Origin of the sequence: Roseibium salinum (assembly GCF_026240905.1) — a bacterium.
Lineage (GTDB): Bacteria > Pseudomonadota > Alphaproteobacteria > Rhizobiales > Stappiaceae > Roseibium > Roseibium salinum.
In genome coordinates, this window is sequence record NZ_JAPEVI010000003.1 from 4,665,935 (window position 1) to 4,690,404 (window position 24,470).

At 65.4% G+C, this 24,470-nt stretch carries 3 protein-coding genes (1 of these 3 cut by a window edge); all 3 read left to right on the plus strand.

Translation table 11 applies throughout. The features are described 5' to 3' along the window. Tightly spaced (each overlapping or abutting the next), the 3 genes in view from ON753_RS26130 to ON753_RS26140 form a layout consistent with a single transcriptional unit that may run on beyond the window. Positions 1-20,745: an SDR family NAD(P)-dependent oxidoreductase gene (locus ON753_RS26130; protein WP_265966931.1), complete on the plus strand. Its 20,745-nt coding sequence runs from the start codon at positions 1-3 to the stop codon at positions 20,743-20,745. Further along, positions 20,742-22,076 carry a flavin-containing monooxygenase gene (locus tag ON753_RS26135; protein WP_265966932.1) on the plus strand — a complete coding sequence of 445 codons (1,335 nt, stop codon included), beginning with the start codon at positions 20,742-20,744 and terminating at the stop codon, positions 22,074-22,076. Before ON753_RS26130 ends, ON753_RS26135 begins: the two co-directional genes overlap by 4 nt. Continuing rightward, positions 22,073-24,470: the beginning of an SDR family NAD(P)-dependent oxidoreductase gene (locus ON753_RS26140; protein ID WP_265966933.1), read on the plus strand. It continues 12,782 nt past the right edge of the window; the window shows 2,398 of its 15,180 coding nt (coding positions 1-2,398); its start codon is at positions 22,073-22,075; the stop codon falls past the right edge of the window. The genes ON753_RS26135 and ON753_RS26140 overlap by 4 nt, the downstream gene beginning before the upstream one ends.

Sequence of the window (24,470 nt, forward strand, 5' to 3'; positions counted from 1 at the left end):
ATGGCACAGGCAAACCAGCGCGAACCGGTTGCGATTATCGGGGTCGGCCTCAGGCTCCCCGGGACCGACAGCCTGGATGCGTTCTGGGATCATCTGGTTTCGGAGCGCTCGTTGATTTGCGAAGTGCCGGCGGACCGCTGGGACGCAAGTGCCCTCAAGGGCGATCCGGCCAAAGGCAACAAGACGAACAGCATCTGGGGCGGATTCCTCCAGGATGCCGATTGCTTCGACGCCGGTTTCTTCGGCATCTCGCCCAGAGAAGCCGCGTGGATGGATCCGCAGCAGCGCTTCGCGCTGGAAATGAGCTGGCACGCGATCGAGGATGCCGGGTACCGCGCCTCTCAGCTCGCGGGCAGCCGCACTGGCGTCTTCATGGGCGTGTGCCACTGGGACTATGCCGAGCTTCTGGAAAAGCATCTCGGGCAGCTCGATGCCTATATGCCGACGGGCATCGCGTTTTCGATCATCGCCAACCGGATCTCGCATTTCTTCGACTTTCGCGGCCCCAGCATAACCAACGACACGGCCTGCGCCGCGTCGATGACCTCCGTTTACGAAGCCGTCCGGGCCCTTCAGGACGGAACCTGCAACACGGCGCTGGCCGGCGGGGTCAATCTCATCTGGTCACCCAATCACTTCATCTCTTTCTCGAAAGCCGGCATGCTGTCCAAGGACGGCCGCGGGAAAGCCTTCGATGACGCCGCCGACGGCTATGTTCGCGGCGAAGGCGGTGCGGTGCTTCTCCTGAAGCCGCTGGCCAGGGCGCTGGAGGACGGCGACCCGGTCCACGCGGTCATTCGCGGCATCGGCATCAATCACGGCGGGCGGACCAATTCGCTGACGGTCACCAATCCCAGTGCCCAGGCTGAGCTGATCTGCCAGGTGCAGCGGGAAGCCCGCGTCGGGCCGGAGACGATCAGCTACATCGAGGCGCATGGTCCGGGCACGCCGCTGGGAGATCCGATCGAGATTTCCGGCCTGAAGCAGGCCTTCGCGGAGCTGGGGGAAGAACACGGCGTCACCTTTGACGAGGCGACCTGCGGCATCGGTTCGGTCAAGACCAATATCGGCCATCTGGAAGGCGCTGCCGGGGTTGCGGGCATCGTCAAGGTGCTTGCCGCGCTGAAGCACGGGCAGATCCCCGCCAATGTGGGATTCCGGCAGCTCAACCGGCTGATCGACCTTGCCGGCTCGCCATTCCGGATCCAGAACACGTTGACGCAGTGGCCGCGCGCCGCGGATACGCCCCGGCGGGCCTGCGTCAGCTCCTTCGGCTTTGGCGGCAGCAATGCCCATGTGCTTCTGGAGGAAACGCCGGAGCAAGCCGCCGCGTCTTCGCGAAAGAAGGCGGTGCCCTACGTTCTGCCGCTCTCCGCCGACAGTGAAGAGCGCCTGTCCGACTATGCCGAAAGCCTGCTCTATTTCCTTGAAGGCGCCGACGAGGCGGACGTGCCGCCGGCGGATCTGGCCCATACGTTCCAGACCGGCCGCGAGCCCAGGGAAGTGCGCTGCGCCTTCATCTTCCAGTCGCTGGATGAGCTGACCGGCAGCCTGCAAACCTTCCTGGAAGGAACGGACCGCGCCGGCCTCGTTCTGCCCCTGGACGCCGGCAGGCCGGAAAGCGGGAAGATCAAGAAGGACGTCGAGCTTGCGCTCCGGTGGGTCGGCGGAGAGGACGTTTCCTGGCCAGAGGGCCGGAATTCCAAGCGGCAAGCCATCCGCGCACCGCTTTATCCTTTCGCGCGGGAACGCCATTGGATGGACCTGTCGCTCGGTGCCAAGGATCAGGCGCCGGTGCCGCATCCGCTGCTGCACAGGAATACCTCCCGGTTCGACGGATGCCGGTTCGAGACGCGGTTCACCGGCGATGAGTTCGTGCTGTCCGACCATCACGTCGCGGGTGCCATGGTGCTGCCGGGGGTCGCCGGTCTGGAAATGGGCAGGGCAGCAGCCGAAGAGGCGGGCGGACTGCCGGACAACAGGTTTGCGCTGACCGATGTGGTCTGGAGCAGTCCCGTCCGGCTGAAGGGCCGGCAATCCATCACCGTCGAAACACAGGCCGTCCGCCTGGCAGGGGACCGCATCGGCTTTTCGATCCGCACCAGTGATGCATCCTGTGACGATGGAGCGGATCGGGCCGCGAACATGAAGGGCGCCATTGAACCGTGCGGAGAGCGGGAAGTGAATCTTCTCGATCTGGAAACCATCAAGCGTCGCTGCGTGCAACGGGTCGCCCCGCAGGCCTGCTACGAACGCCTGGTCGGCAGCGGAGTGGACCACGGTTCCGCCTTCAGGGCGATGTCCCAGGTCTACCGGGGACAGTCGGAAAGTCTGGCGCTTCTTAAGCTGCCGCGGCGCCTGTTGCCCTCGCTGGACGCGATGCCACTCCACCCGGTGCTCCTCGATGCTGCGATCCAGGCCTGGATCGCGATTGGTGGAGATGCACCGGAAGGCGCGGCGGTTCCGTTTTCCTGCGGCCGGATCGAGGTTTTCGGAGCCTGCGAACCCGCCATGTGGGCACATGTGCGTTTGCGGCCGTCGCAGAACCCCGCTTCACCCGTCCGCCATCTCGACATCGACGTTGCCGATCGGGACGGGGTGCTGAAAGTCTCGTTCAGGGACCTGGTGCTGCGTGTTGTCAAACCGCAGGAACGTGGCGCCATAGAGGATGCGGACCTGGAATCCCTTTCGGATGGCATGGCAGACCTGCCGCTCGTGGTGACGGATGGCGGATGGAATCCGGCCCCCCTTCAGCTGCGGTCGGGCGGCCCGACTGCAAATACCCGGATCCTGCTTGTGAGTGGCGACGCAGGGCTCGCGTCCGAACTGAAAGCGCGGACCGGCTGGCAGGTCGACCTCCTGCCCGATCCGTCCGAGCTTGGCACCGCGGAAGCCGCAGAGCGGCTTTTCACGGCGGGACACGGGATTGTCCGCGAAGTCCTGCAAACCCGGACTGCTCTTCCCGCAAACCTGCTCGTCGTCGCGCCCGGAACGATACCCGCCGCGGTGACCGCGCCGCTGGCCGGTCTCCTGAAGACGGCGGCAATGGAAAACCCGAAGATTGCCGGGCGCGTCATTGCAGTGGACGGCGATTGGAGCGTGGACCGGCTCGCCGCGATTGGCGGCACTGAGGCTGCCGCGGACGATGTGCTTTGCGAAGTCAGTTACGATCCTGAAGGGCTGCGTCGGGCATGGCTGCCGGTTTGCGAAACGGAACTCGGCGAGGCGCAAACGCTGACGATCGATCCGGAGGGCGTCTATTGGATTACCGGTGGCCTCGGCGGGCTCGGGCGCATCTTTGCGGACTGGCTGATCCTGAAAGGGGCCCGCAAACTCGTCCTGACCGGACGTAGGGTGGAGCCTGACGCAAGCGCCGGGAACATCCTCACGGCGCTGCGCAAGCGCGGCGCGCAGGTGGTCTATGCACCCTGCGACATGGCGAGCCTCGACGATGTGCAACGGGTCGTTGCCCGGATCGCGGAGATGGGCGGCGGGCTCAAGGGTATCCTCCATGCCGCCGGTCTCCTGGACGACGGTTATATTCTGGCCCAGGACGCGCAACGCGCGGCCGGGGTCTTCGCGCCGAAGGTGGCGGGAACTGTCAATCTCGACATGGCGACGCGGGACCTGCCGATCGATTTCTTCTTGCTGTGCTCATCGATCGCCTCGGTCTTCGGCAACCCGGGGCAGGCGGGATATGCCGCCGCCAACGCCTTCATGGATGCGTTTGCAGAAGAGCGCGCGGCACAAGTCGAAAGGGGCGAGCGCCACGGGAGGACCGCGGCCATCGCCTGGCCGCTGTGGGCCGATGGCGGCATGACGGCGGATGCCGCCACGCAGGCCGTCCTGAAACGCCGCCTCGGTCTGACGCCCCTGTCGGCGAAAGCCGGTGTGGCGGCGCTTGAAACGATCCTCTCCGGAACTGGATCTGCGCGCTGCACCGTCCTGCATGGGGAGCTTGACCGGATCGATACGGTCCTTGCCGAGTTCGGACAGGCGGCTGGCACGGAGAGTGAACCTTCGTCCGGATCCGATGCTGCCGAGACGGCGGATCCTGCCGGCATCGACGACGAAAGCCTGCTTCGCAAGACGATCGATTTCATCCGCGATACGCTGGCCGACGTCCTTAAACTGGAACCCGGCCGCATCAGGCCCAATCGCAAGCTGGAGGAATACGGTCTCGATTCCATTGCCATCGTGGAAGGCACCGACCGGCTGGAAGAAGCGCTCGGCCCGCTGTCTAAAACCCTGTTCTTCGAATTTGTCGACATTGAAGGCGTTGCCCGTCATCTCGTCGGCGAGCACCGTGCGGCGCTCCTGACGCTCTTTGCCGATGAGATGGCGGCCGGAGCCGAGGCGTCGCCGCCGGTGCAAAGGGCCGTTGCGGCTGATGCTCCGCTTGCCGGGATCGTTGCATCCGAACCAGTGGAGACGACCCCGGCCCGGGCTGCCGACCGGGAAACTGGCGGCGACCGGCATGACATCGCCATCGTCGGCCTCTCCCTTCATGTCTCCGGGGCAGAGACGCAGGAAGCCTTTTGGAAGATGCTGTCCGAAGGCATTCACGGTTTCGAGCCGGTGCCGGCCGATCGCTGGGACAACGGTGCCCTGCATCACCCGGAACGGGACGTTCTGGGCAAGACCGTCGTCAAGACCGGCGCATTCCTGCCTGATATCGACAAGTTCGACCCGCGCTATTTCCGCATCTCCCAGGCCGAAGCGGAGCTGATGTCGCCGGAAGTCCGCCTCTTCCTGCAGGCAAGCGTCGAAGCCTTCGAGGATGCCGGCTATTCGCGCGAGACCATGGCGCGCAAGTATGACAGCGACGTCGCCGTGATCGTCGGCTCGATGACCAACGAGTACGACCTTTACGGTTTCCAGAACATGCTGGTGCGCGGTGCGCTCGCCAGCGGCAGCTATACCGGCACCGTGCCGAACATGGTGTCCTATTACTACGGCTTTACGGGTCCCTCCTATTTCCTCGACACCATGTGCTCCGCCGCGTCGACCTGTGTCCACGAGGCCGTGCATATGCTGCGGGCCGGGCGTTGCCGGATCGCGCTGGCCGGCGGCGTCAGCCTCCTGCTTCATCCGCAGAAACTGATCGCGACGTCGCAGGAGCATTTCACCAGCAAATCGGCCGACGTGATCCGCGGCTACGGACTCGGCGCGGAAGGCACGATCCTGGGAGAAGGCGTCGGGGCGGTGGTACTCAAACCGCTGGCGGAAGCCAGGCGGGACGGCGATCACATCTACGGCGTGATCATCGGATCGGGCATCAGCAATGCGGGCGTGCGCAACGGCTTTACCGTGCCGAGCCCCACACAGCAGGCGGCTGCCATCGAGCGGGCCCTGGACGATGCCGCCATCACTCCGGACACCATGACCTACATCGAAGGGCACGGCTCGGGCACCGCCCTTGGCGACCCGATCGAAGTCAAGGCGCTGACGCAGGTGTTCCGCAAACACACCGATGCGGTGCAGGTCTGCCCGATCGGCACGGTCAAGAGCAACGTCGCCCATCTGCTGGGAGCATCCGGCCTTGCCGGGATCGCCAAGGTGCTGGCGCAGTTGAAGCACGGGCAACTGGCGCCGTCCCTGCACGCCGAAGAGCTCAATCCGGACATCCCGTTCGAGGTCTCGCCGTTCTATGTCCAGCGGGAGCTGGCACCCTGGCGGCGCGTGACGGACGGGGCAGGCCGGGACATCCCGCGTCGGGCCGGGGTGACCTCCATCGGTGCCGGGGGCATGAACTCCCACATCATCATCGAGGAGGGTCCCGAGACACCGGGTCGTTCGGAGGCCGATGGTCCGGACCTTCTGGTTTTCTCCGCACTCGGCCCGGACCGGCTGCGGGCCGTGCTGCAAAGGGCGTGCGCTTATCTGCGCAAGGAAAACAACGCCCCGCTCCGCGACATCGCCTACACGCTTCAGACCGGCAAGAACGAGCTGACCTGCCGTCTCGCCGTCGTTGCGGATGACCGACCAAGCGCAATTGCCGCCATCGAGACCTTCCTGGAGAACGGGCAGTTCGGGCCGGGCGCCGTCTACACGCCGTCGATCCTCGACTGCGATCCTCCATCGGATGCCGAAGCGATCCGGGCGGATTGTGCTGCGCGGCGCCTCGCAAAAGTTGCCGCCGCCTGGTGCGCGGGAGCGGCGATCGACTGGGATATCCTGAACGCAGGCCGGGATGTCCGGCGGGTCTCACTTCCCGCCTATCCGTTCGAGAAGATCCGCTGCTGGTATCAGTCCGAACCGGATGCGCCTTCCGTCGTCAATCCGATCGGTGCCCGCTCCAAGCTGCATCCCTTCATCGGGATCAACCGCTCCGACGCGAAGGGCCTGCGCTATACGACCGCGCTTCACCTCAAGGAACTGCGCGACTACATCTTCGCGAGCGCCGGGCGGGAGACCGTCCTTCCGACCGTGGCCGTCGATATCGTGGCCGCGGCCGCGCGCATTGCCGGTGTCGCGGTGCATCCCCTCGTCCGGAACCTCTCTATCGAGAGTCCGGCGGAGTGGCGGGATGTCGGCGATCTCGACATCGAAGTCCTGCCGGCAATCGGCTCCAAGGCAAGCTCCGTCCGTGTTGATGTGGTGACGCGCGCCGAAGAGCGCCGTGGGTGGATCCGCGCGGAAGTCGAAGAAGCTTCGCCGGAGACCCGGCAAGCATTTGACCTCGATGCCCTGCGCCGTAAGGCGAACGCGGTTCTTGAGACCGGCGAGGTCTACACCGAGCTGCGCCGGCGCCGGCTCGATTTCGGTCCCTATCTGGAAAGCATCGGCAAGGTCTGGCAGCTCAACGAGGGCGGGCTGCTCTGCCGTCTGCGGGACGACCAGCCGCAACAGGATTTCTTCAAGAAGAACGTAGCCGTTTCCGCTCCGGCGCTCGGGGCGGCATTCGAGCTGCTGCTGCTTTCCGTACCCGGCGCCAATCCGAAGATCCGCCAGATCGAAAGCGCGCAGCCGGGAAGCGGCGACATTGCAAATATCCTCTGCCGGCCAGACCCGGACGGCAGATTTGGTTTCCAGTTCCTGGGCGCGGATAGCCGCGTCCGCGCGACACTGTCCGGCGTTTCCCTGGAGCAGGCTGCCACGCCGGTCGGGACGCGGGTCGAACCCGCCTATGACGCAGCAGCAGTAGCGGAAAGTTCGTCTGCGATCCTGCAGCAGCAGCTTCGGGACATTGCGGCGGCGATTCTGAAGTTCAGCCCCTCGGAACTGGGACCGCGCGAAGCCTTCCACGATCTCGGCTTCGATTCGATCTCGCTGACGCGCTATGCGAGCGACATCAGCGATGCGTTCGGCATCGACCTCTCCCCGGCGCTCTTTTTCGAATGCGAGCATATCGAGGCGCTGGCCGGGCATCTGGTGCAGCGGCACGGCGCTCTGTCGCAGCCGATGGACAGCAGCCCCGCGGCGCCAGCGCGCCTTGCGGCGGCAACACCTTCCGCGGCAACCGTCGCCTCCGCCAGCATCCCGGACGACGCACGAAACTCTGCGACGCCTCGTTCGCCGGCATCGCGTGACGAGCGGATCGCCATCATCGGCATGGCGGGCCGGTTCCCGCAAAGTCCGGATGTCGAGACGTATTTCGACAATCTCCTGGCCGGACGAGACCTGACGTCTTCTATTCCGCTGGAGCGCTATTCTGCGGACTATGCGGCGCGGATCCGCGCCGCCGGGTTCTCCGGCAACGGCGGGTTTCTCGACAATATCGACCGCTTCGATGCGGCGTTCTTCAAGGTCTCTCCCGTCGAGGCCGAGCGTATGGACCCGCAGCAGCGCCTGCTGCTGGAAACCGCCTGGCGCACGCTGGAAAATTCGGGTTACGGGCCGGATGAGCTGCCGCGAGATACGGGCGTCTTCGTCGGCATCACGTCGCTGGACTATGCGGCGCTGTGGCGTGCGGAAGGACTGGAGGCCGATGGCCACGTGGCAACGGGCAATTCGCTCGCCATGGCCGCCAACCGTCTCTCGCATCTCTTCAACCTGAACGGACCGAGCCAGGCGATCGATACGGCTTGCTCCAGTTCCCTCATCGCCCTGTTGCGAGCCCGCGACGCCCTGCGCATGGGCCAGTGTTCGGCGGCGATTGTCGGCGGGGTCAATCTCTGCCTGTCCCGGGAAGGTTTCGAAGGTCCGCATCGGGCGGGCATGCTGTCGCCGACCGGCCACTGCCACACCTTCGGCAGGTCTGCGAACGGATATGCGCGCGGCGAAGGGGTCGCCGCTCTCCTTTTGAAACGGCTTGCCGAAGCCGAACGGGACGGCGACCGCATCCTTGGCGTCATTGCCGGAGGTGCGGAGAACCACGGCGGCCACTCCGGCGCCCTGACGGCACCGAACGCCAAGGTGCAGGCGCGGCTGATCGTCGATGCGATGCGCGGCATCGATCCGCAAACGGTCTCCTATATCGAAGCCCACGGCACCGGAACGGAACTCGGCGATCCGGTTGAAATCAACGGGCTCAAAGCGGCCTTTGCCGAGCTGGGGGGCTCGGGGCCTGCTTCGCGCATCGGGCTGGGGGCCGTCAAATCCAACATCGGGCACCTGGAAGCCGCGGCGGGCCTCGCGGGGGTCATCAAGGTGCTCATGGCAATGCAGCGCAACGAGCTGCCGCCGACGCTGCACAGCGAGCCGCTCAATCCGCATATCGATCTGGACGGCCCGCCGTTCAGCATCCTGAGAGAGCGGCAGGCCTGGAAGCCGGATGCGGCGGGCACGCCGCGCCGTGCGGGTGTCAGCAGTTTCGGTTTTGGCGGCGCCAATGCGCATGTCGTCCTGGAGAGCTACGACCGGCAGGGCGGGCACTCCCGCCACCCGCTGCCGCTTCGTCCGTTCGCCGATACACGCTTCTGGATACCAGCCGTCGGCAAACCTGGCGCCATTGAAACGCTTGAAGACCAGCAAGCCCTGATTTTTTCGCCCGAATGGCGGGAGGCGCCGGCGAAAGGAGCTCCATTCCCGGGACGGCGGATCGTAGTGGCCTGCGGCGTCGAAATTGCCCTGGGCCGGTGCGCCGACATTCAAGCGCTCGACCTGAGCGGCAGGGATATCGCGGAGACCTATTCAAGCGCCGCCCGCCAGTTGCTGGAGCTTCTGCGCAGCGAGCTGAATGCGCCCGGTCATGAACCGGTACTGATCCAGCTCGCCGTGGCTGCGGAGGGCGCAACCGCTCTCCTGGCCGGTCTTGGCGGGATGCTGAGAACCGCAACGGCGGAAGATCCCCGTCTCAAAGGACAGGTCGTCGAAGTTCCTGCCGGAACGGCTGCTGACCGGGCCGCGGACTGGCTTGCCGATGAGGCCCGCGCAACACCCGACCGGCAGTGCCGGTATCTGAATGGCTGCAGGCATGTGCGCCATTGGCGGGAACTCGGCCACCAGGCCGATGGCCACGGCTGGAAGGAAGGCGGCGTTTACCTGATTACCGGCGGCACGGGCGGGCTCGGGCGGCTGGTCGCCGAGGATATCGCGCGTTTCGCCAGGGGCGCCGTTCTGGTGCTGGTCGGCTCTCGACCGTTGAACCCCGACCGGACGGAGCTTCTCGAAAATCTGCGAAAGCATGGCGCCGTCGCAGCCTATCGCCAGGTGGATGTCACCGATGCCAACGCCGTGCGGCGGCTCGTGGCGCATATCCGCGAGGTCCATGGACGCCTTGACGGCGTGATCCATTGCGCCGGCGTCCTGAGGGACGGTTTCATTGCGACGAAATCGGCGGCCGACCTTGAGGCGGTGCTCGCGCCCAAGGTTCAAGGCGTGCTGGTCCTGCGCAATGCCTGTGCTGATATCGAGCTCGACAGGTTCGTTCTGTTTTCCTCGCTCGGGGCGCCGTTCGGGAACCCGGGCCAGGCGGACTACGCGGCGGCAAACGGATTCCTGGACGCCCTTTCGGAAACGTCGGGCGGGAAGATCAGGTCGATCAACTGGCCGCTGTGGCAGGAAGGCGGCATGTCCGTTGATGGGGCGACGAAAGAAGCGCTCTTCCGGCGGATGGGGCAACGCCCGCTTGGAACCGCAGCCGGATTGCGGGCCCTGCGTCAGTGCCTTGCTTGCGAGGAGGTCCGGTTCGCCGTCGCTGCGGGCGATGCGGACAGGATCCGGGCGTTTTTCGAGGCAGGATCTGCGGCTCTGTCCGGTGAACCCGCCGGGGAGACGCGTACCGCTTCCTTGGCGGCAAATCAGCCGGCAGACTCGACGCTGGAGGCTGAAACCGGCTCCAGGCTGCTCGCGCTGTTTGCCGACATCAGCGGCCTCGCCGAGCAGGTCATCGACCCGAACGCACCACTTGAAGATTACGGCATCGACTCGCTGATGATCACCCGGCTCAATAACGGGCTTGGCGATATTTTCGAAGACCTGCCGAAGACGCTGTTCTTTCGCTACCGCACGCTGGCGGCCGTTCGGGATTACCTGCTAGAAGCCCAGGTTGACGCCTGCAGGCGCTGGACCGGGATATCCGGTTCTCCGAAGACTGAAATCTCCGCGCGCGCCGCTGGATTTACTTCTCCCTCACGCGGCACGGAGCCGGCAGCGCGTTCGGGCAGGACCGCCCCGCCGGATGAGCCGATAGCCATTGTCGGGATAAGCGGCACCTATCCCGATGCGCCGGATCTCGAAACCTTCTGGCACAATCTGCTGGGCGGCCATGACGCGGTCGGCGAAATTCCTCCGGACCGCTGGCCGCTCGACGGATTTTTCGAGGCCGATCCAGACGAAGCCGTCGCCGAAGGCAAGAGCTATTCGAAATGGGGCGCTTTCCTGAAAGGGTTCGCGGATTTCGATCCGATGTTCTTCAGGCTTTCCCCGCGCGAGGCTGCTGCATTGGATCCGCAGGAGCGGCTGTTCCTGATGAGCGTCTGGCAGGCGCTGGAAGATGCCGGGTATACGCGCGAACGGCTGAAATCCGTTGCCGGCACCAGCCACGGCGGTGCGCGGGTCGGGGTCTATGCCGGCGTGACCAAGACGGGCTTCGCCATGCATGGCCCGTTCCGGACGGACGGCGGCGCGACGGTCCGCCCGACAACCTCATTCGCCGGCATGGCCAACCGGGTGTCGCATTTCCTCGATCTTTCCGGCCCGAGCCTGCCGGTCGATACGATGTGCTCCTCTTCGCTGACCGCCGTTCACGAGGCCTGCATGGGCCTGCGGTCGGGAAGCTGTTCCGTGGCGATCGCGGGCGGCGTCAATCTTTATCTGCACCCGTCCAATTACGTCGATCTTTCGGCCTCGCACATGCTCAGCCCGTCCGGCCGTTGCCGCAGCTTCGGCGAAGGTGCCGACGGCTTCGTTCCCGGAGAAGGCGTGGGCTGCGTCATCCTCAAGCCGCTCGCAAGGGCCATCGCCGACCGGGACCGCATTCATGCGGTCATCCGCGGCAGCGCCGTGAATCACGGCGGGCGGACCAACGGGTTCACGGTGCCGAACCCGGATGCCCAACGGGATGTGGTGCGCGCCGCGCTGGAACAGGCGGGACTGGAGGCCTCCGACGTAAGCTATATCGAGGCCCACGGCACCGGTACCGATCTCGGCGATCCGATCGAAGTCGACGGCCTCACGCAGGTGTTTGCGCAGGACACGGAGGCAGCCGGTTTCTGCGCGCTCGGATCGGTCAAGTCCAATATCGGCCATCTGGAGGCCGCCGCCGGTATCGCAGGGTTGACCAAGGTGGTGCTGCAGATGAAGCACCGGCAGCTCGCGCCGAGCCTCAATGCCGACAAGCTCAACCGGAACATCGATTTCGCCCGCTCGCCCTTTGCCGTTCAGCGGCAAGCGGGTACCTGGCAGGCACCCGGGACGCGGATTGCGGGCATTTCATCGTTCGGAGCCGGAGGGGCGAATGCTCATGTGATCGTCGAGGAATGGCCGGACGAGACGGCAATTCCTCTCGGGGCCATCGCGGATGCCAGACCCGAAGCGGTCATCCTGTCCGCGAGGGACAGGAACCGTCTCGCAGAACAGGCGGAGCGGCTGCTTGCCTTCCTGCGGGAGGCAAGGTCTGAAGCAACGCCTGGCGCATCCCCTGACCGGACCCGGGTCTCGGCGGATCTGTGCAAGCAACTGGCAATGCTGCGCGATGTGAGCCCGGATGACATCGATCCTGCGGAAAGCTTCGATGCGCTCGGCCTGGAAATTGCTCATGCCCATCATCTGATCGCCTGGCTGCGGGAGACCTACAGAACTTCCCTCACGATCGTCGACCTTGAAACGGCGGGTTCCGTCGACGCGCTGGTGGAGCTTCTCGGATCCGCGCCGGCGGCAGGCCGGAGCACCGGCCCGGCGCTTCGTGACATCGCCTATACGCTGCAGATCGGCCGCGAAAGCATGGAGGCGCGCCTTGCGTTCCTGGTGCGGGACCCGGCGGAGCTGATTGCGGCGCTGGAGGCATGGCTCGCCGGCCGCGATGGGGACGGCGCCGTGTTCGAGGCGGAGGATCACCGCAAGCGCGGCAATCTCTCGGCGCTCGGGGGAGACGAGGTCGTCAACGAAGTGATCTCCAGGGCATGGCAGACGGGGCGCCTTGAGGTTGTCCTGCGGCTGTGGGTGGAGGGCCTGGATGTTCCCTGGCCGGAGCTTCGCAAGGAGACGCCGGCGCGGATCGTTTCTCTGCCGACCTATCCTTTCGAGCGCCAGCGCTTCTGGATACCGGCCGCGCAAGGGGCCGTTCCTCCTCGGGTGGATGAGGCTGCGAGCATCACCGCGCTCCGCGAGACCATTCAGTCCGGATCGGGCGACGCGCAGTTGGCGGCGGCGCAGGACGGGCTGGAAACGGCGATTGCCGCTGTTTTTACCGAAATCCTTGAGGAGCTCCCGCAAGAACGGATCGAGACGTCCTTCCGACCCTGGCTTGAGGCGGCCAAGGCCCTGACAGCTGCCCACGGTATGGGTACGATTTCACGCAACGGCAGGGGCTGGGACCTTTGGGAGCAGGAGAAGGGAACCGGCCGCACATCGGCCCAGATGCAGCTCGCGGAAACAGCCTTGCGTGCACTGCCGGACATCCTGACTGGCCGGAAAAAGGCGACCGCCGTTCTCTTCCCTGACGGACGCCAGACGCTGGTCGAGGCGGTCTACAAGGACAATCCGGTCGCCGCACGGTTCAACCGCTCCACGGCGGACGCCGCCGCTCAGGTGGTCAGACATCACGACCCGGCACGAGCCGGTCTGCGGATCCTGGAAATGGGCGCGGGAACCGGTGGGACCACGGAACCCGTGCTCGAAGCGTTGAGGCCCTATGCCGACAGGATCGGCGAATATCTTTACACTGATGTTTCGCGAGCCTTCCTGATCCATGCCGAGCGGTCCTATTCACACCTCGTTCCAGGCCTCAGAACCGCGCTCTTCGACGTGGAAAAGCCCATATCCGGACAGGACGTCGATGTCGGCGGCTATGATCTGGTGATCGCCGCCAACGTTTTGCACGCAACCGCCGATATCCGGACGACGCTTGAAAACGTGCGCCTCACGATGGCTCGCGGCGGGGTCTTGCTCATGAACGAAACCAGCAAGCCGACGCTCTTCACACATATCACCTTCGGCCTACTGGATGGCTGGTGGCGGTTTACCGATCCTGAGCGCCGTATTCCGGGCACGCCGTCGCTGACTTCGGAAAACTGGCGCAAGGCGCTAAGCGAAGCCGGTTTCGAGTGGGTTTCCTCCTCGCCGACGGGGGAGCAGGAGCTGGGCCAGCAGATTATCGCGGCAAGGGTCGAGGCGGCCGGAGTGTCACCGGCAGACAGCCGGTCATCTGCGGCCCCGGCCTCTCCGGCGGATACCGCCCCGCGTGCCGCCGCTGATGAGGCTTCCGGCGCCGCGCCGGCCGGGGTTTCCAGCGTGCAGACGGTTCTGCGCCAGGCACTCGGCGCCACGCTGAATGTTCCGGCTGCGGCCATCGATGACCATTGCAGCTTTGCCGATTATGGCCTGGACTCGATCCTCGGCGCCGAGTTTGTGCATCGCCTGCGCAAGGCCTTCGGGATCGATCTGGAGCAGACCGCGCTCTACGATTTCACCAACGCGCGAAGCCTCGAGGCGTACATTCTGTCGAGACTTCCGCGAGCGAGCGAGACGGCACCGGCAGGCGATGACCTGTCCGGATCCCCGCTGCGCTCAGCGCCGGAGGCCGAAGGCAGACCGGCGCGGCCGGGCAGGGCCGATCGCGAACCCATCGCCATCGTCGGTGCCAGCGGGCGTTTTGCCCGTTCGGAAACGCTGGACGACCTCTGGCAGCATCTGATCGCGGCCCGGGATCTGGTTGAACCGGTGAACCGGTTCGATCTTGCGCCTTTCTACAAGGATGCGGAGCAGGGCAGCTACGGGCGTCACGGCAGCTTCCTGGACGGGATCGACCGGTTCGACCCGGTCTTCTTCGGCATCTCGGGCACGGAAGCAACTTATATGGATCCCCAGCAGCGGCTCTTCCTGGAAGAAGCCTGGAAGACGCTGGAAAACGCGGGTCATGCCGGAGAAGACATGATCGGCCGCCGGTGCGGGGTCTTTGTCGGTTGCGCCCATGGCGACTATCAGGAACTGTTTGCCGAGCAACCGCCCGGCCAGGCCTTCTGGGGCAACACCACGTCGCTGATCCCCGCACGCATCTCTTACTGGCTCGACCTGAAAGGGCCGGCCGTCGCAGTCGATACGGCCTGCTCCAGTTCGCTCGTTGCGCTTCACATGGCCTGCCAAAGCATTCGCAGCGGCGAATGCGATATGGCGCTGGCGGGCGGTGTGTTTGTCCAGTGTTCACCGCGCTTCTTCCGATACGCCAATGCGGCGGGAATGCTGTCACCGTCCGGCCGCTGTGCCGCCTTCGGCAAGGGGGCGGACGGTATCGTTCCAGGTGAAGCCGTCGGGGCCGTTCTCCTGCGGCCACTTGCCGACGCACGCGCCGACGGCGACACGATCCTTGGCGTGATAGCGGCAAGCGGGACCAACCAGGACGGCACCACCAACGGCATCACCGCGCCGAGCGCGACATCCCAGGAACGATTGATCCGGGAGGTCTATCAGGCGGCCGGCATCGATCCGGCAACCATCGGCTTAGTGGAAGCCCACGGAACGGGAACCGCCCTCGGGGATCCGATCGAGCACGCGGCCTTGGTGCGTGCCTTTTCCGGCGCGGACCCGAAGGACGGCCCCATCTATCTCGGTTCCGTGAAGTCGAACATCGGCCATGCCACCACCGCGGCCGGGATCGCGGGCCTTGCAAAGGTGCTCCTCGGCCTGCAGCACCGCGCGATCCCCCCAACGCTGCATTTTGCGGGCGGCAATCCGGCAATCGATTTCGCCGGTGGACCGTTCAGCATCAACGGCGGGACTGTAGCGTGGCCGCCGCGCTCAGGGTCGAGACGCCGTGCGGCGATCAGTTCGTTCGGGTTCAGCGGTACCAACGCCCATGTCGTGATCGAGGAAGCTCCGGAAACGCAAACCCTGCGGGAGCCGGAGCGTGGGCAGCTGTTTGTGCTGTCGGCGCGCACGCAAGAGCAGCTCCGCAATCAGGCCGAACGGCTGATCGATCATCTGGACAAACGGCCGGACCTGCATGCCGAAGACGTCGCCTTCACCTTGATCGCGGGGCGCCGCCATCTCGCCTGCAGGCTGGCCGTCGTCGCCGGGGAACTCGGCGAACTGCAGGCGGCGCTGAGGGCCTGGCTTGCCGGGAAAGCGGCGAGCGGTGTCGAAACCGGACAGGTGACGGCGGGCGCCGAGGCTGACAGTGGAGACCTTCGCCTGCGTGCCACCGGCCTCAACGAGCCCGAGAGAGCTTCGGCCCTGGCACAGCTTGGACGGGCCTACCTGTCGGACCAGCGTCTTGATCCGAATGATCTTTTTGCGACACCCCGCAGAAGAGTGCCGCTTCCGGCCTATCCGTTTGCGCGCAAGAGCTACTGGGTCGGTCCTTCCCGGCCGGAGGAAAGGCGGATCGAGCAGCCGCGCGAGCAGGAAAAGGCGTTGGCGCAAGGCGAATCCGGAGCAGGTGTCACAGCGCCCCGCGGGAAGGTCACGCTCGCCGCGCCTGCCGCCATGACGACCTTCGTTGCACGGCGCAATGTCGTCCGCTCTCACAAGGTCCGCCTGCTGCCGCTGCAAGCGCGGGAACCGGTCGTGCGCAAAGGCAGCCTGAGCCTTGAGCCCGATGGGGACGGTGTCCGGACGCTGAAACTTGCCGGGCCCATGGACGGCGGCCTTGCCGGCGAACTGGCCGGCGCGCTTGCGGCTGCGGGACGGGACGAGACCGTCCGGGCCATCGTCATTTCGCTCGACGCGGTGAGCCCCGATCACGCCTGGGCCGAGCTTGAGCCGGAGGCGCTCAGAAACTGTGCGCTGCCCGTGGTTGTTTCTGCTGGTGCAGATCTGCCGGTATCTGCATGCGGGTTAGCCAGTTCGGCGGATTTCGTGGTTGCCTCCGAAACGGCGGACGAGAGAGGTCGTCCGGCAGGCGCAATACCGGTTCAGGAAGGCCGGCAGACCGCTGCTGCGATGGAGCTCGCCGCGCAGATCGCCAAGGCGCCGCGCGAGGCGCTGGTACTCCTGAAAGCGCATATGCGCCGGGATCTGCCAAGGCTCTTGAGAGATCTGAAACCGGCGGAACTCAGCCTTGACCTGGCGCCGCAGGCGGCTCGTTTCGGTGAACCGCGCAGGCTCGCCCTCAAGACGCCGGTCATGGAACTGGACCTCCATGAGGATGGCGTCGTCGTCCTGACCATGAACGAGCGGGACGGGCGGAACATGTTCACGCCCGCCTTCATGGACGGGCTTGAGGAAGCGTTCGCAAGGATCAGCGAGCTGAGAGAGACCAGGGTCGTCGTCTTGACCGGTCATGCGTCCTATTTCGCCTGCGGCGGCACAGCGGACGGCCTGTCGGAGTTGCAGCGCGGTGAGGGGCGGTTCACGGACCGGCGGATCTATTCGCTGCCCCTGACCTGTCCGCTGCCCGTGATCGCAGCCATGCAGGGGCACGGTATCGGCGCGGGCTGGTCGCTTGGCATGTATTGCGACCGGGCGATCTTCGCGGCCGAAGGCATCTATCACAGCAACTATCTGTGGTACGGCTTCACCCCCGGAGCCGGTGCCACGATGATCTTCCCGCACCGGCTCCGCGATCCCCTCGGCCGGGAAGTGCTGTTCACCGCGCGCGAATATCGCGGCCGGGAGCTGGGAGAGCGGTCGCCCGATCTTGCTGTGATGCCCGCACGCGATGTGTTGCCCGCCGCGCTGGCCGCGGCACACAGGCTTGCAGAACAACCGCGCGATGAACTTCTGGCATTGAAGTCGGCCCTCGCGACCCCTTTGCGGTCGCATCTCGATGCGGTTCTGAGCAGGGAGCTCGCCATGCATGAGAAGACCTTCGTCGGCAACGACACGGTGCGCGACCGGATCGCCGACAGGTTCGGCACGGAGCGGCCTGCGGCGGAAGCAAAACCTGCCGCAAGCGACGCGATCCGCAGGCAGGTCATCTCCTCGCTGGCCGACGACCTGATGATCGATGTGGCGGATATCCGAGAGGGCGACAGTTTCCTGGACCTGGGTCTCGATTCCATTCTGGCCGTGACCTGGATCCGCAATCTGAACCGGAAGTTCAACATCGACCTGCCCGCAACGGCGGTCTATGCGCATCCGACGGTCGGCGCGCTGGCCGCTCATGTCGCGCAGCTGGCGAAGCCGGTCGACCCCGGAACGACATCGACCGAAGCGGTTGCGGCACAGCCCGCGCTTCCGGAAAAGAAAGCCGGAACGGAGGTGCTCAGGGCGCAGATCGTGGCATCGCTGGCGCAGGATCTGATGATCGACACGGCGGACATCCATGACGGCAACAGCTTCCTTGAGCTGGGGCTGGATTCCATTCTCGCCGTGACCTGGATCCGCACTCTCAATCGGAAATTCGCCATCAATCTTGCCGCGACCGCCGTCTACGCCCATCCGACCGTCGGCGCATTGGTGGATCACATCGCGGGGCAGACAGGCGACGCGACACCTGTGGAACCTGCAAGGGAGAGCAATCCGGTCCGTCCCGCAGGAAACCACGTCGCCGCGCCGTCGGCACCGGAGCCGGCTTCCGGACAAAACACGGCAGAAGCCATCGCGATCATCGGGGCGGCGGGAAAGTTTCCCAAGGCGGGGTCCCTGGGCGAATTCTGGGAGAACATCCGCTCCGGCCGGGACTGTATCGATGAAGTGCCGGCCTCCCGGTGGGATGTTGAGCGCTACTACGATCCCGATCCCCAGGCCCCGGGCAAGACCTATTGCAAGTGGATGGGCGCGCTGGACGAAGCCGACGCTTTCGATGCCCGCTTCTTCAACATCACGCCGCGCGAGGCGGAGCTGATGGACCCGCAGCAGCGTCTCTTCCTGGAAACTGCCTGGCATGCCATCGAGGATGCCGGGATCGATCCGCTGAGGCTCTCCGGAAGCCGTTGCGGCGTCTATGTTTCCTCAGGACCGAGCGGCTACCAGGATCTCATCGAGGAGCGCAACACCTACAGCCTGCTGGGCAGTTCCGGTTCGATCCTCGCCGCGCGCATTTCCTATCTGCTCGATCTGCGCGGGCCATGCCTTTCGATCGATACGGCTTGCTCCAGCTCCCTCGTCGCGCTGGCACAGGCCTGCGAAAGCCTGCTGACCGGCAACTGCGACATGGCCCTTGCCGGTGGCGCCTGCGTACTGGTCGGGCCGGACATGTTCATCGACACGGCGAAGGTCGGCATGCTGTCCGCCGATGGCCGCTGCTTCTCCTTTGACGAGCGTGCCAACGGTTTTGTTCCCGGGGAAGGCGTCGGTGCCGTCCTCCTGAAACGCCTGTCCGATGCCGAGCGCGACGGCGATCCCGTCCACGCGGTCATCCGTGGCTGGGGCGTCAACCAGGACGGCCGCACCAATGGCATCACGGCGCCCAATCCGCAGGCCCAGACCGCACTTGTCAGGGAGGTCCACCAGCGGTTCGGCATCGACCCGACGACCATCGGCCTGGTCGAATGCCATGGAACGGGAACGGCGCTCGGAGACCCGATCGAAGTAGAGGGACTGACGGATGCGTTCAGCGGCGTTTCGCCGGCGACGCCCTGTGCCATCGGCTCGGTGAAGAGCAATGTCGGTCATCTGCTTGCCTCCGCCGGGATCGCCGGAGCGCTGAAGGCGATGCTCGCCCTCGCGCACCGCCAGATCCCGCCATCCATCAACGTGGAAAGCCTCAACAGCCACATTCCGTTCGACCGCACTCCCTTCGTTGTCAGCCGGTCCCTGCAGGACTGGCAGAAACCGTCCGGCACGCCGCGCCGCGCCGGCGTCAGCTCCTTCGGGTTCAGCGGCACCAACGCCCACGTCGTTCTGGAGGAATACGCGACCCCCCGGCACGCCGTCGCACCGGCCCAAGAGCCCCTGGTGTTCACGCTGTCCGCACGCGATGCCGGTCGCCTCTCCGACTATGCCGCAGCCATGGAGCGGTTCGTGAGCTGCGAGCCGGATCTCGACCTTGCGGCGCTCGCCGCAACGCTCCAGCATGGCCGGCCCGGCTTCAGCGAGCGTCTTGCCTTTGTCTTCGAAGGCCGGGGCGATCTCCTGCGCAAACTGGCCTCGGTGGTTGCCGGAAGTCCGGTCCCGGGCGTTCACCAGTCTTCGAGAGACCCGAACGCCGTGGCGGTTTTCGGTACGGATGACGAGGCAACGGCCCTGATCGGGAACTGGCTCCGGTCGGGCAATCCGGCCCGGATGGACAAGGCCGCCGGGCTTTGGGCCAAGGGGCTTGATGTTGCCTGGCCGCAGGCAACCGCGCGGCGCATCCACATTCCCGGATATCCGTTTGCCAAGACCCGCTATTGGGTCCAGGCTCCCGTCGTGAAAACCGCATTGCCCGTCGCCCCGGTGGTCCGGCCAGAAAACCGGATCCTTTCCTCCCTTCCCTCGGACGGCGAATTCGGCAGCTTGACCGTGCGTCTGCGGGGAGACGAACCCTATCTCACCACCCACACGAGCGGAGAGGAGCGACTGGTCACCGGCCTGTTACTGCCCGAGTTGGCAAGGGCCGCCCTGGAACGGCTCTCCGGAATACCCGTGCGCGCCCTCGAACAGCTTCTGTGGGGGCGGCCCGTCAGGATCAACGGCAAGCCGCGCGATATTCGGATCACGGCCATGGCCGATCCGGAAGGCCTGCTCTACCGCCTCGAGGCGGACGGTGAAGAGGATGCGCCGTGCCATCTGGGGTCCGTCGGACCTGAGCCGGGGGAGGGCGGCAGGTTCGACGCTTCCGCCGGGGCGCTATCGGGGCACGACGTCTCGCAGACATTCCGCGCTTTTGCGGAGCGCTGCGCCGTCCATTCCGGCCAGTCCGCCCCGGAGATGGCAGCGGTCACCGCCGTTCACCGGGATGGAGATGTGCTGCTTGCGCGTCTGGCACCGCCACCTGGGCCCGACAAGGACCGGCATGGCATGGTGTTCGATCCATACGTGCTGGACACCGTCTGGCGTCTGACGACCTTCCGCTTTGCGGGCTGGGTCGCTGATGCGGGACCGGCCAATGCGCTGGCCTTCCCGCTCAGCCTTGAGGCGATCCGAAGCTTTGCACCGGTGGGGGACAAGGTTCTGGTCAGGATATCGGAGACTGCGCGCGGTGAAGGATCAAGCACGCTGAATGTCGGGCTCTTCAATGAGGATGGGCGCGAATGCCTGCGTCTGGACGGCGTCAGGCTGGCAAGACAGGAGCAGAGCCGGGAGATCGTCTTCGGTTCCGGCGAGGAGGCCCGTTCATGAACTCCAGGCAGAAAACCGTTGCGATTATCGGCGGCGGACCGACCGGCATCGGCGTTGCGCGCGAACTCATCGAGGGCGGCATACCGGTCGAGATCTTCGAAGCGGAGGCGGATTTCGGCGGCGTCTGGAATGCGGAAGCCGAAAGCGGGCGGACATACAGATCGCTCCACCTCATTTCGCCGAAATTCAACACGCAGGTGCCGGACTTCCCGATGCCGGAAGACTATCCGACCTATCCCAATCATCGTCAGATGCTGGCCTATATCCGCTCATACGCCAGGGCATTCGGTCTTTACGAGCGGACGCATTTCAATGCCGCGGTGGAGGAACTGGCACCGGAAGGCGAGGGCTGGCGGCTGAGGACCAGCGCGGGCCACGACGCCCACTATGAGCTAGTGGTGGTCTGCAACGGCCTGCAGCGCGTGCCGCGCTACCCCGAGCCGGCCTATCCCGGGGCGTTTGGCGGCAAGGTGCTGCATGCCCGCGACTACAAGTCGGCCGATCAGCTGTCCGGTCAGCGCGTCCTGGTGGTCGGCGGCGGCAATTCGGGTTGCGACATCGCGGTCGATGCCGTGCGGGCGGCCGATGAGGTTCTGCACAGCACCCGGCGTGGTTACTATTACCAGCCGAAATTCATCAACGGCAAACCGACACCGCAATGGATGATGGAGCTCGGCAACAAGTTCGGCACCCGGGAGGAAACGCTCGCCTATATCGCCGAGGTCTTCAAGTTCGCGGGCTATGACGGCACCGACTACGGCTTACCCCGCCCGGATTATCCGCTCGACGCCGCCCATCCGGTGATGAACTCGCTGCTGCTCTACCATATCGGCCATGGCGACATCGCGCCCAAGGGTGATGTCGAGCGATTTGAAGGCAAGACGGTGCATTTCCAGGACGGCAGTTCCGCAGAGGTCGATACCGTGCTCTATGCGACGGGCTACCGGCGGGACTTTCCGTTCCTCGATAACAGCCTTCTGGAATGGAAGGGGGACATCCCGGATCTCTTCCTGCATTCCACGCCGAGAAACCATGACAACATCCTGTTCATGGGCTTCATCAACGCCGCGGGCGGCCTTGGCGACGGCCTGAAGACGCAGGGCCTGTTCGTGCTGAACTATGCGAGAGCCTTTTTCGGCAGGACATCGGGCCTTGAGCGTTTCCTGAAGGCGAAGACAGCCGACACGCCGGATCTCGGCCAGGCCTATTTCATCGAGTCCTACCGCCATCAGTGGGAAGCGGATCTCTGGAAACTGCTTGGCCATATGCGGCGCTACCGGGATATGCTGGCCGAGAATGCGCCAGTCAAACAGGAGGAGCCGGCGGAATGACTTCCGGAGGCGGCGGCGATCTGCGCGACCGCATGGCGGGACTTATCGACAAGGAACTTGTCGAGCGGGCCCGTTTGCGCCTTGATGCGGAACGCCAGGACGCCCGGAGCCTAAAGGGCGCCGCCGCAGGCGAAACGGAGCTCTCCGCCGAAGACCGGCTGGCGCGCGACGTCTGGAAGATCGCCGCCGCTGCCCTGCGCATGCCCGAGGACCAGCTCGATCCGCAGGAGAACCTCGCCAATCTCGGCATCGATTCCATCGCCATTACCGAAGTCATGGTGCAGATTTCCAGGCACTTCGGCATTTCCGTTGCTCCGACCACGTTCTTCGAGGCCAGGCATGTCGAGGACCTGAGCGCGATCCTCTTTGCCCGCCATGGCGCCGCGATCACCGGTCACTACGCGAAGGCCGATGCTGCGGAAACCGGCGAACCCGACGTGCCAGAACCTGCCGCACTGCCGGATCAGAACGAAGACCGCCGGGAAATCCCGGCCCCCGCACAAAACCTGGAAGTCAGCTGGATCGCCCGGCACATGAAAGCCGCGGCAGGCTCGAGAAAACCGGCCGCGAAGACGCCGGGAAGGCAGAAGCCGGCATCGCCCGCCGCCGTTTCCGACACGGCCCCGGCCGCCGTCCCGATTGCCATCATCTCCATGGAGGGCATGTTTCCGCAAAGCCCGGATCTCGACACCTTCGAGGCCCATCTGGCGGCGGGCGACGATTGCATCGAGGAAATACCGGGCGACCGCTGGGACTGGCGATCCGTTCATGGCGATCCGAAAAAGGGTTCCTTCACGGATGTGAAATATGGCGGCTTCGTCCCGGACGTGGACCGGTTCGACGCCGCCTTCTTCAACATCTCGCCGCGCGAGGCCGAGCTGATGGATCCTCAGCACCGGCTGTTTATGGAATGCGTGTGGCACCTGATCGAACGGGCCGGTCATGCGCCGGGATCGCTTTCAGGCAAGAAGATCGGCCTGTTCCTCGGCATCAACCTGCTCGACTACACCAATATGGTCAACCAGGCCGGGATCATGGAGGCGCAGCAGCTGACGGGGATCGGCCATGCCTTCTGCCCGAACCGCCTGTCTTTCCTCCTGGACATCCACGGGCCGAGCGAAGTGATCGACACCGCCTGCTCCAGTTCGCTGGTCGCCGTCCACCGGGCGGTCATGAGCATTCGCCACGAGGGCTGCGAAATGGCCATCGCGGGCGGCTCCAACCTGATGCTGTCGCCGACCCAGCACATCATGTTCTCCAAGGTGGGCATGATCACGCCGGACGGCCGCTGCAAGACCTTTTCCAGCCAGGCCAATGGCTATGCCCGGGCGGACGGCGTCGGCGCGGTGCTTTTGAAACGACTGGATCTCGCCGAGCGCGACGGCGATCCCATTCTCGGCGTAATCCGGGGGTCCGCCGAGCACCATGGCGGCGGGGCGACCTCGCTTACCGCTCCCAACCCGAAGGCCCAGGCGCGGCTGATCATCGAGGCTCACCGGCAGGCGGGCGTCGACCCGCGCAGCATCGGACTGATCGAGTGCCACGGAACGGGAACGCCGCTCGGGGACCCGATCGAGGTCGAGGGACTTCGGCTGGCCTTTACGGAGCTTTTCAAGGATCGCGGCATTGAGATACCCGAGGCGGCGACCATCGGCCTCGGCTCGGTGAAATCCAACATCGGGCATGCCGAAACGGCGGCAGGCGTTGCGGGGCTGATCAAGGTGCTTCTCGCCATACGCAGTCGCACCCGCTACCGCACGCTGCACTGCGCCGATCCCAACCCGCTTCTGGAACTGGAGGGCGGTCTGTTCTTCCTGCTGCAGGACGCAGAGCCGTGGGACCAGCCGGTGGTCGACGGCGTGAGGCAGCCGCGCCGCGCCGGTCTCAGTTCCTTTGGCGCAGGCGGCGCCAATGTGCATCTGGTGATCGAGGACTATCCGCAAGGAAGAGAGACGCCATCCGCACCTCTTCCGCAGCCAGTCGTCGTGCCGGTTTCGGCCAGGTCGAAAGCTGCGCTCAACGACATGATTGCCTGGCTGAGAGAGGTTGCCGGGAGCACCGGGTTGGCGGAATTCGCCTATACGCTGCAGACCGGACGGGACGCCATGCGCCACCGCGTGGCCTTTGTCGCTGCCGATACCGGCGAGCTGGTGGAGCGGATCGATGCCTTTCTTGCAGGAGACGAAACCCGCGCGGCCGTCGGCGAAGTCCCCGCGGGTCGGCGCGAGCGAAAGGACCCGCTGGACCCCAGCACGGTTCCTGCGGAAACCGTTGCCGCCCGTTGGGCCGCCGGCGATGACGTCGACTGGCTGGCGCTTTACGGCGACATCCGCCCGCGCAGAGTGTCCCTGCCGGGCTATGCGTTCCAGCGCAAGCGCTTCTGGCTGCCCGAAG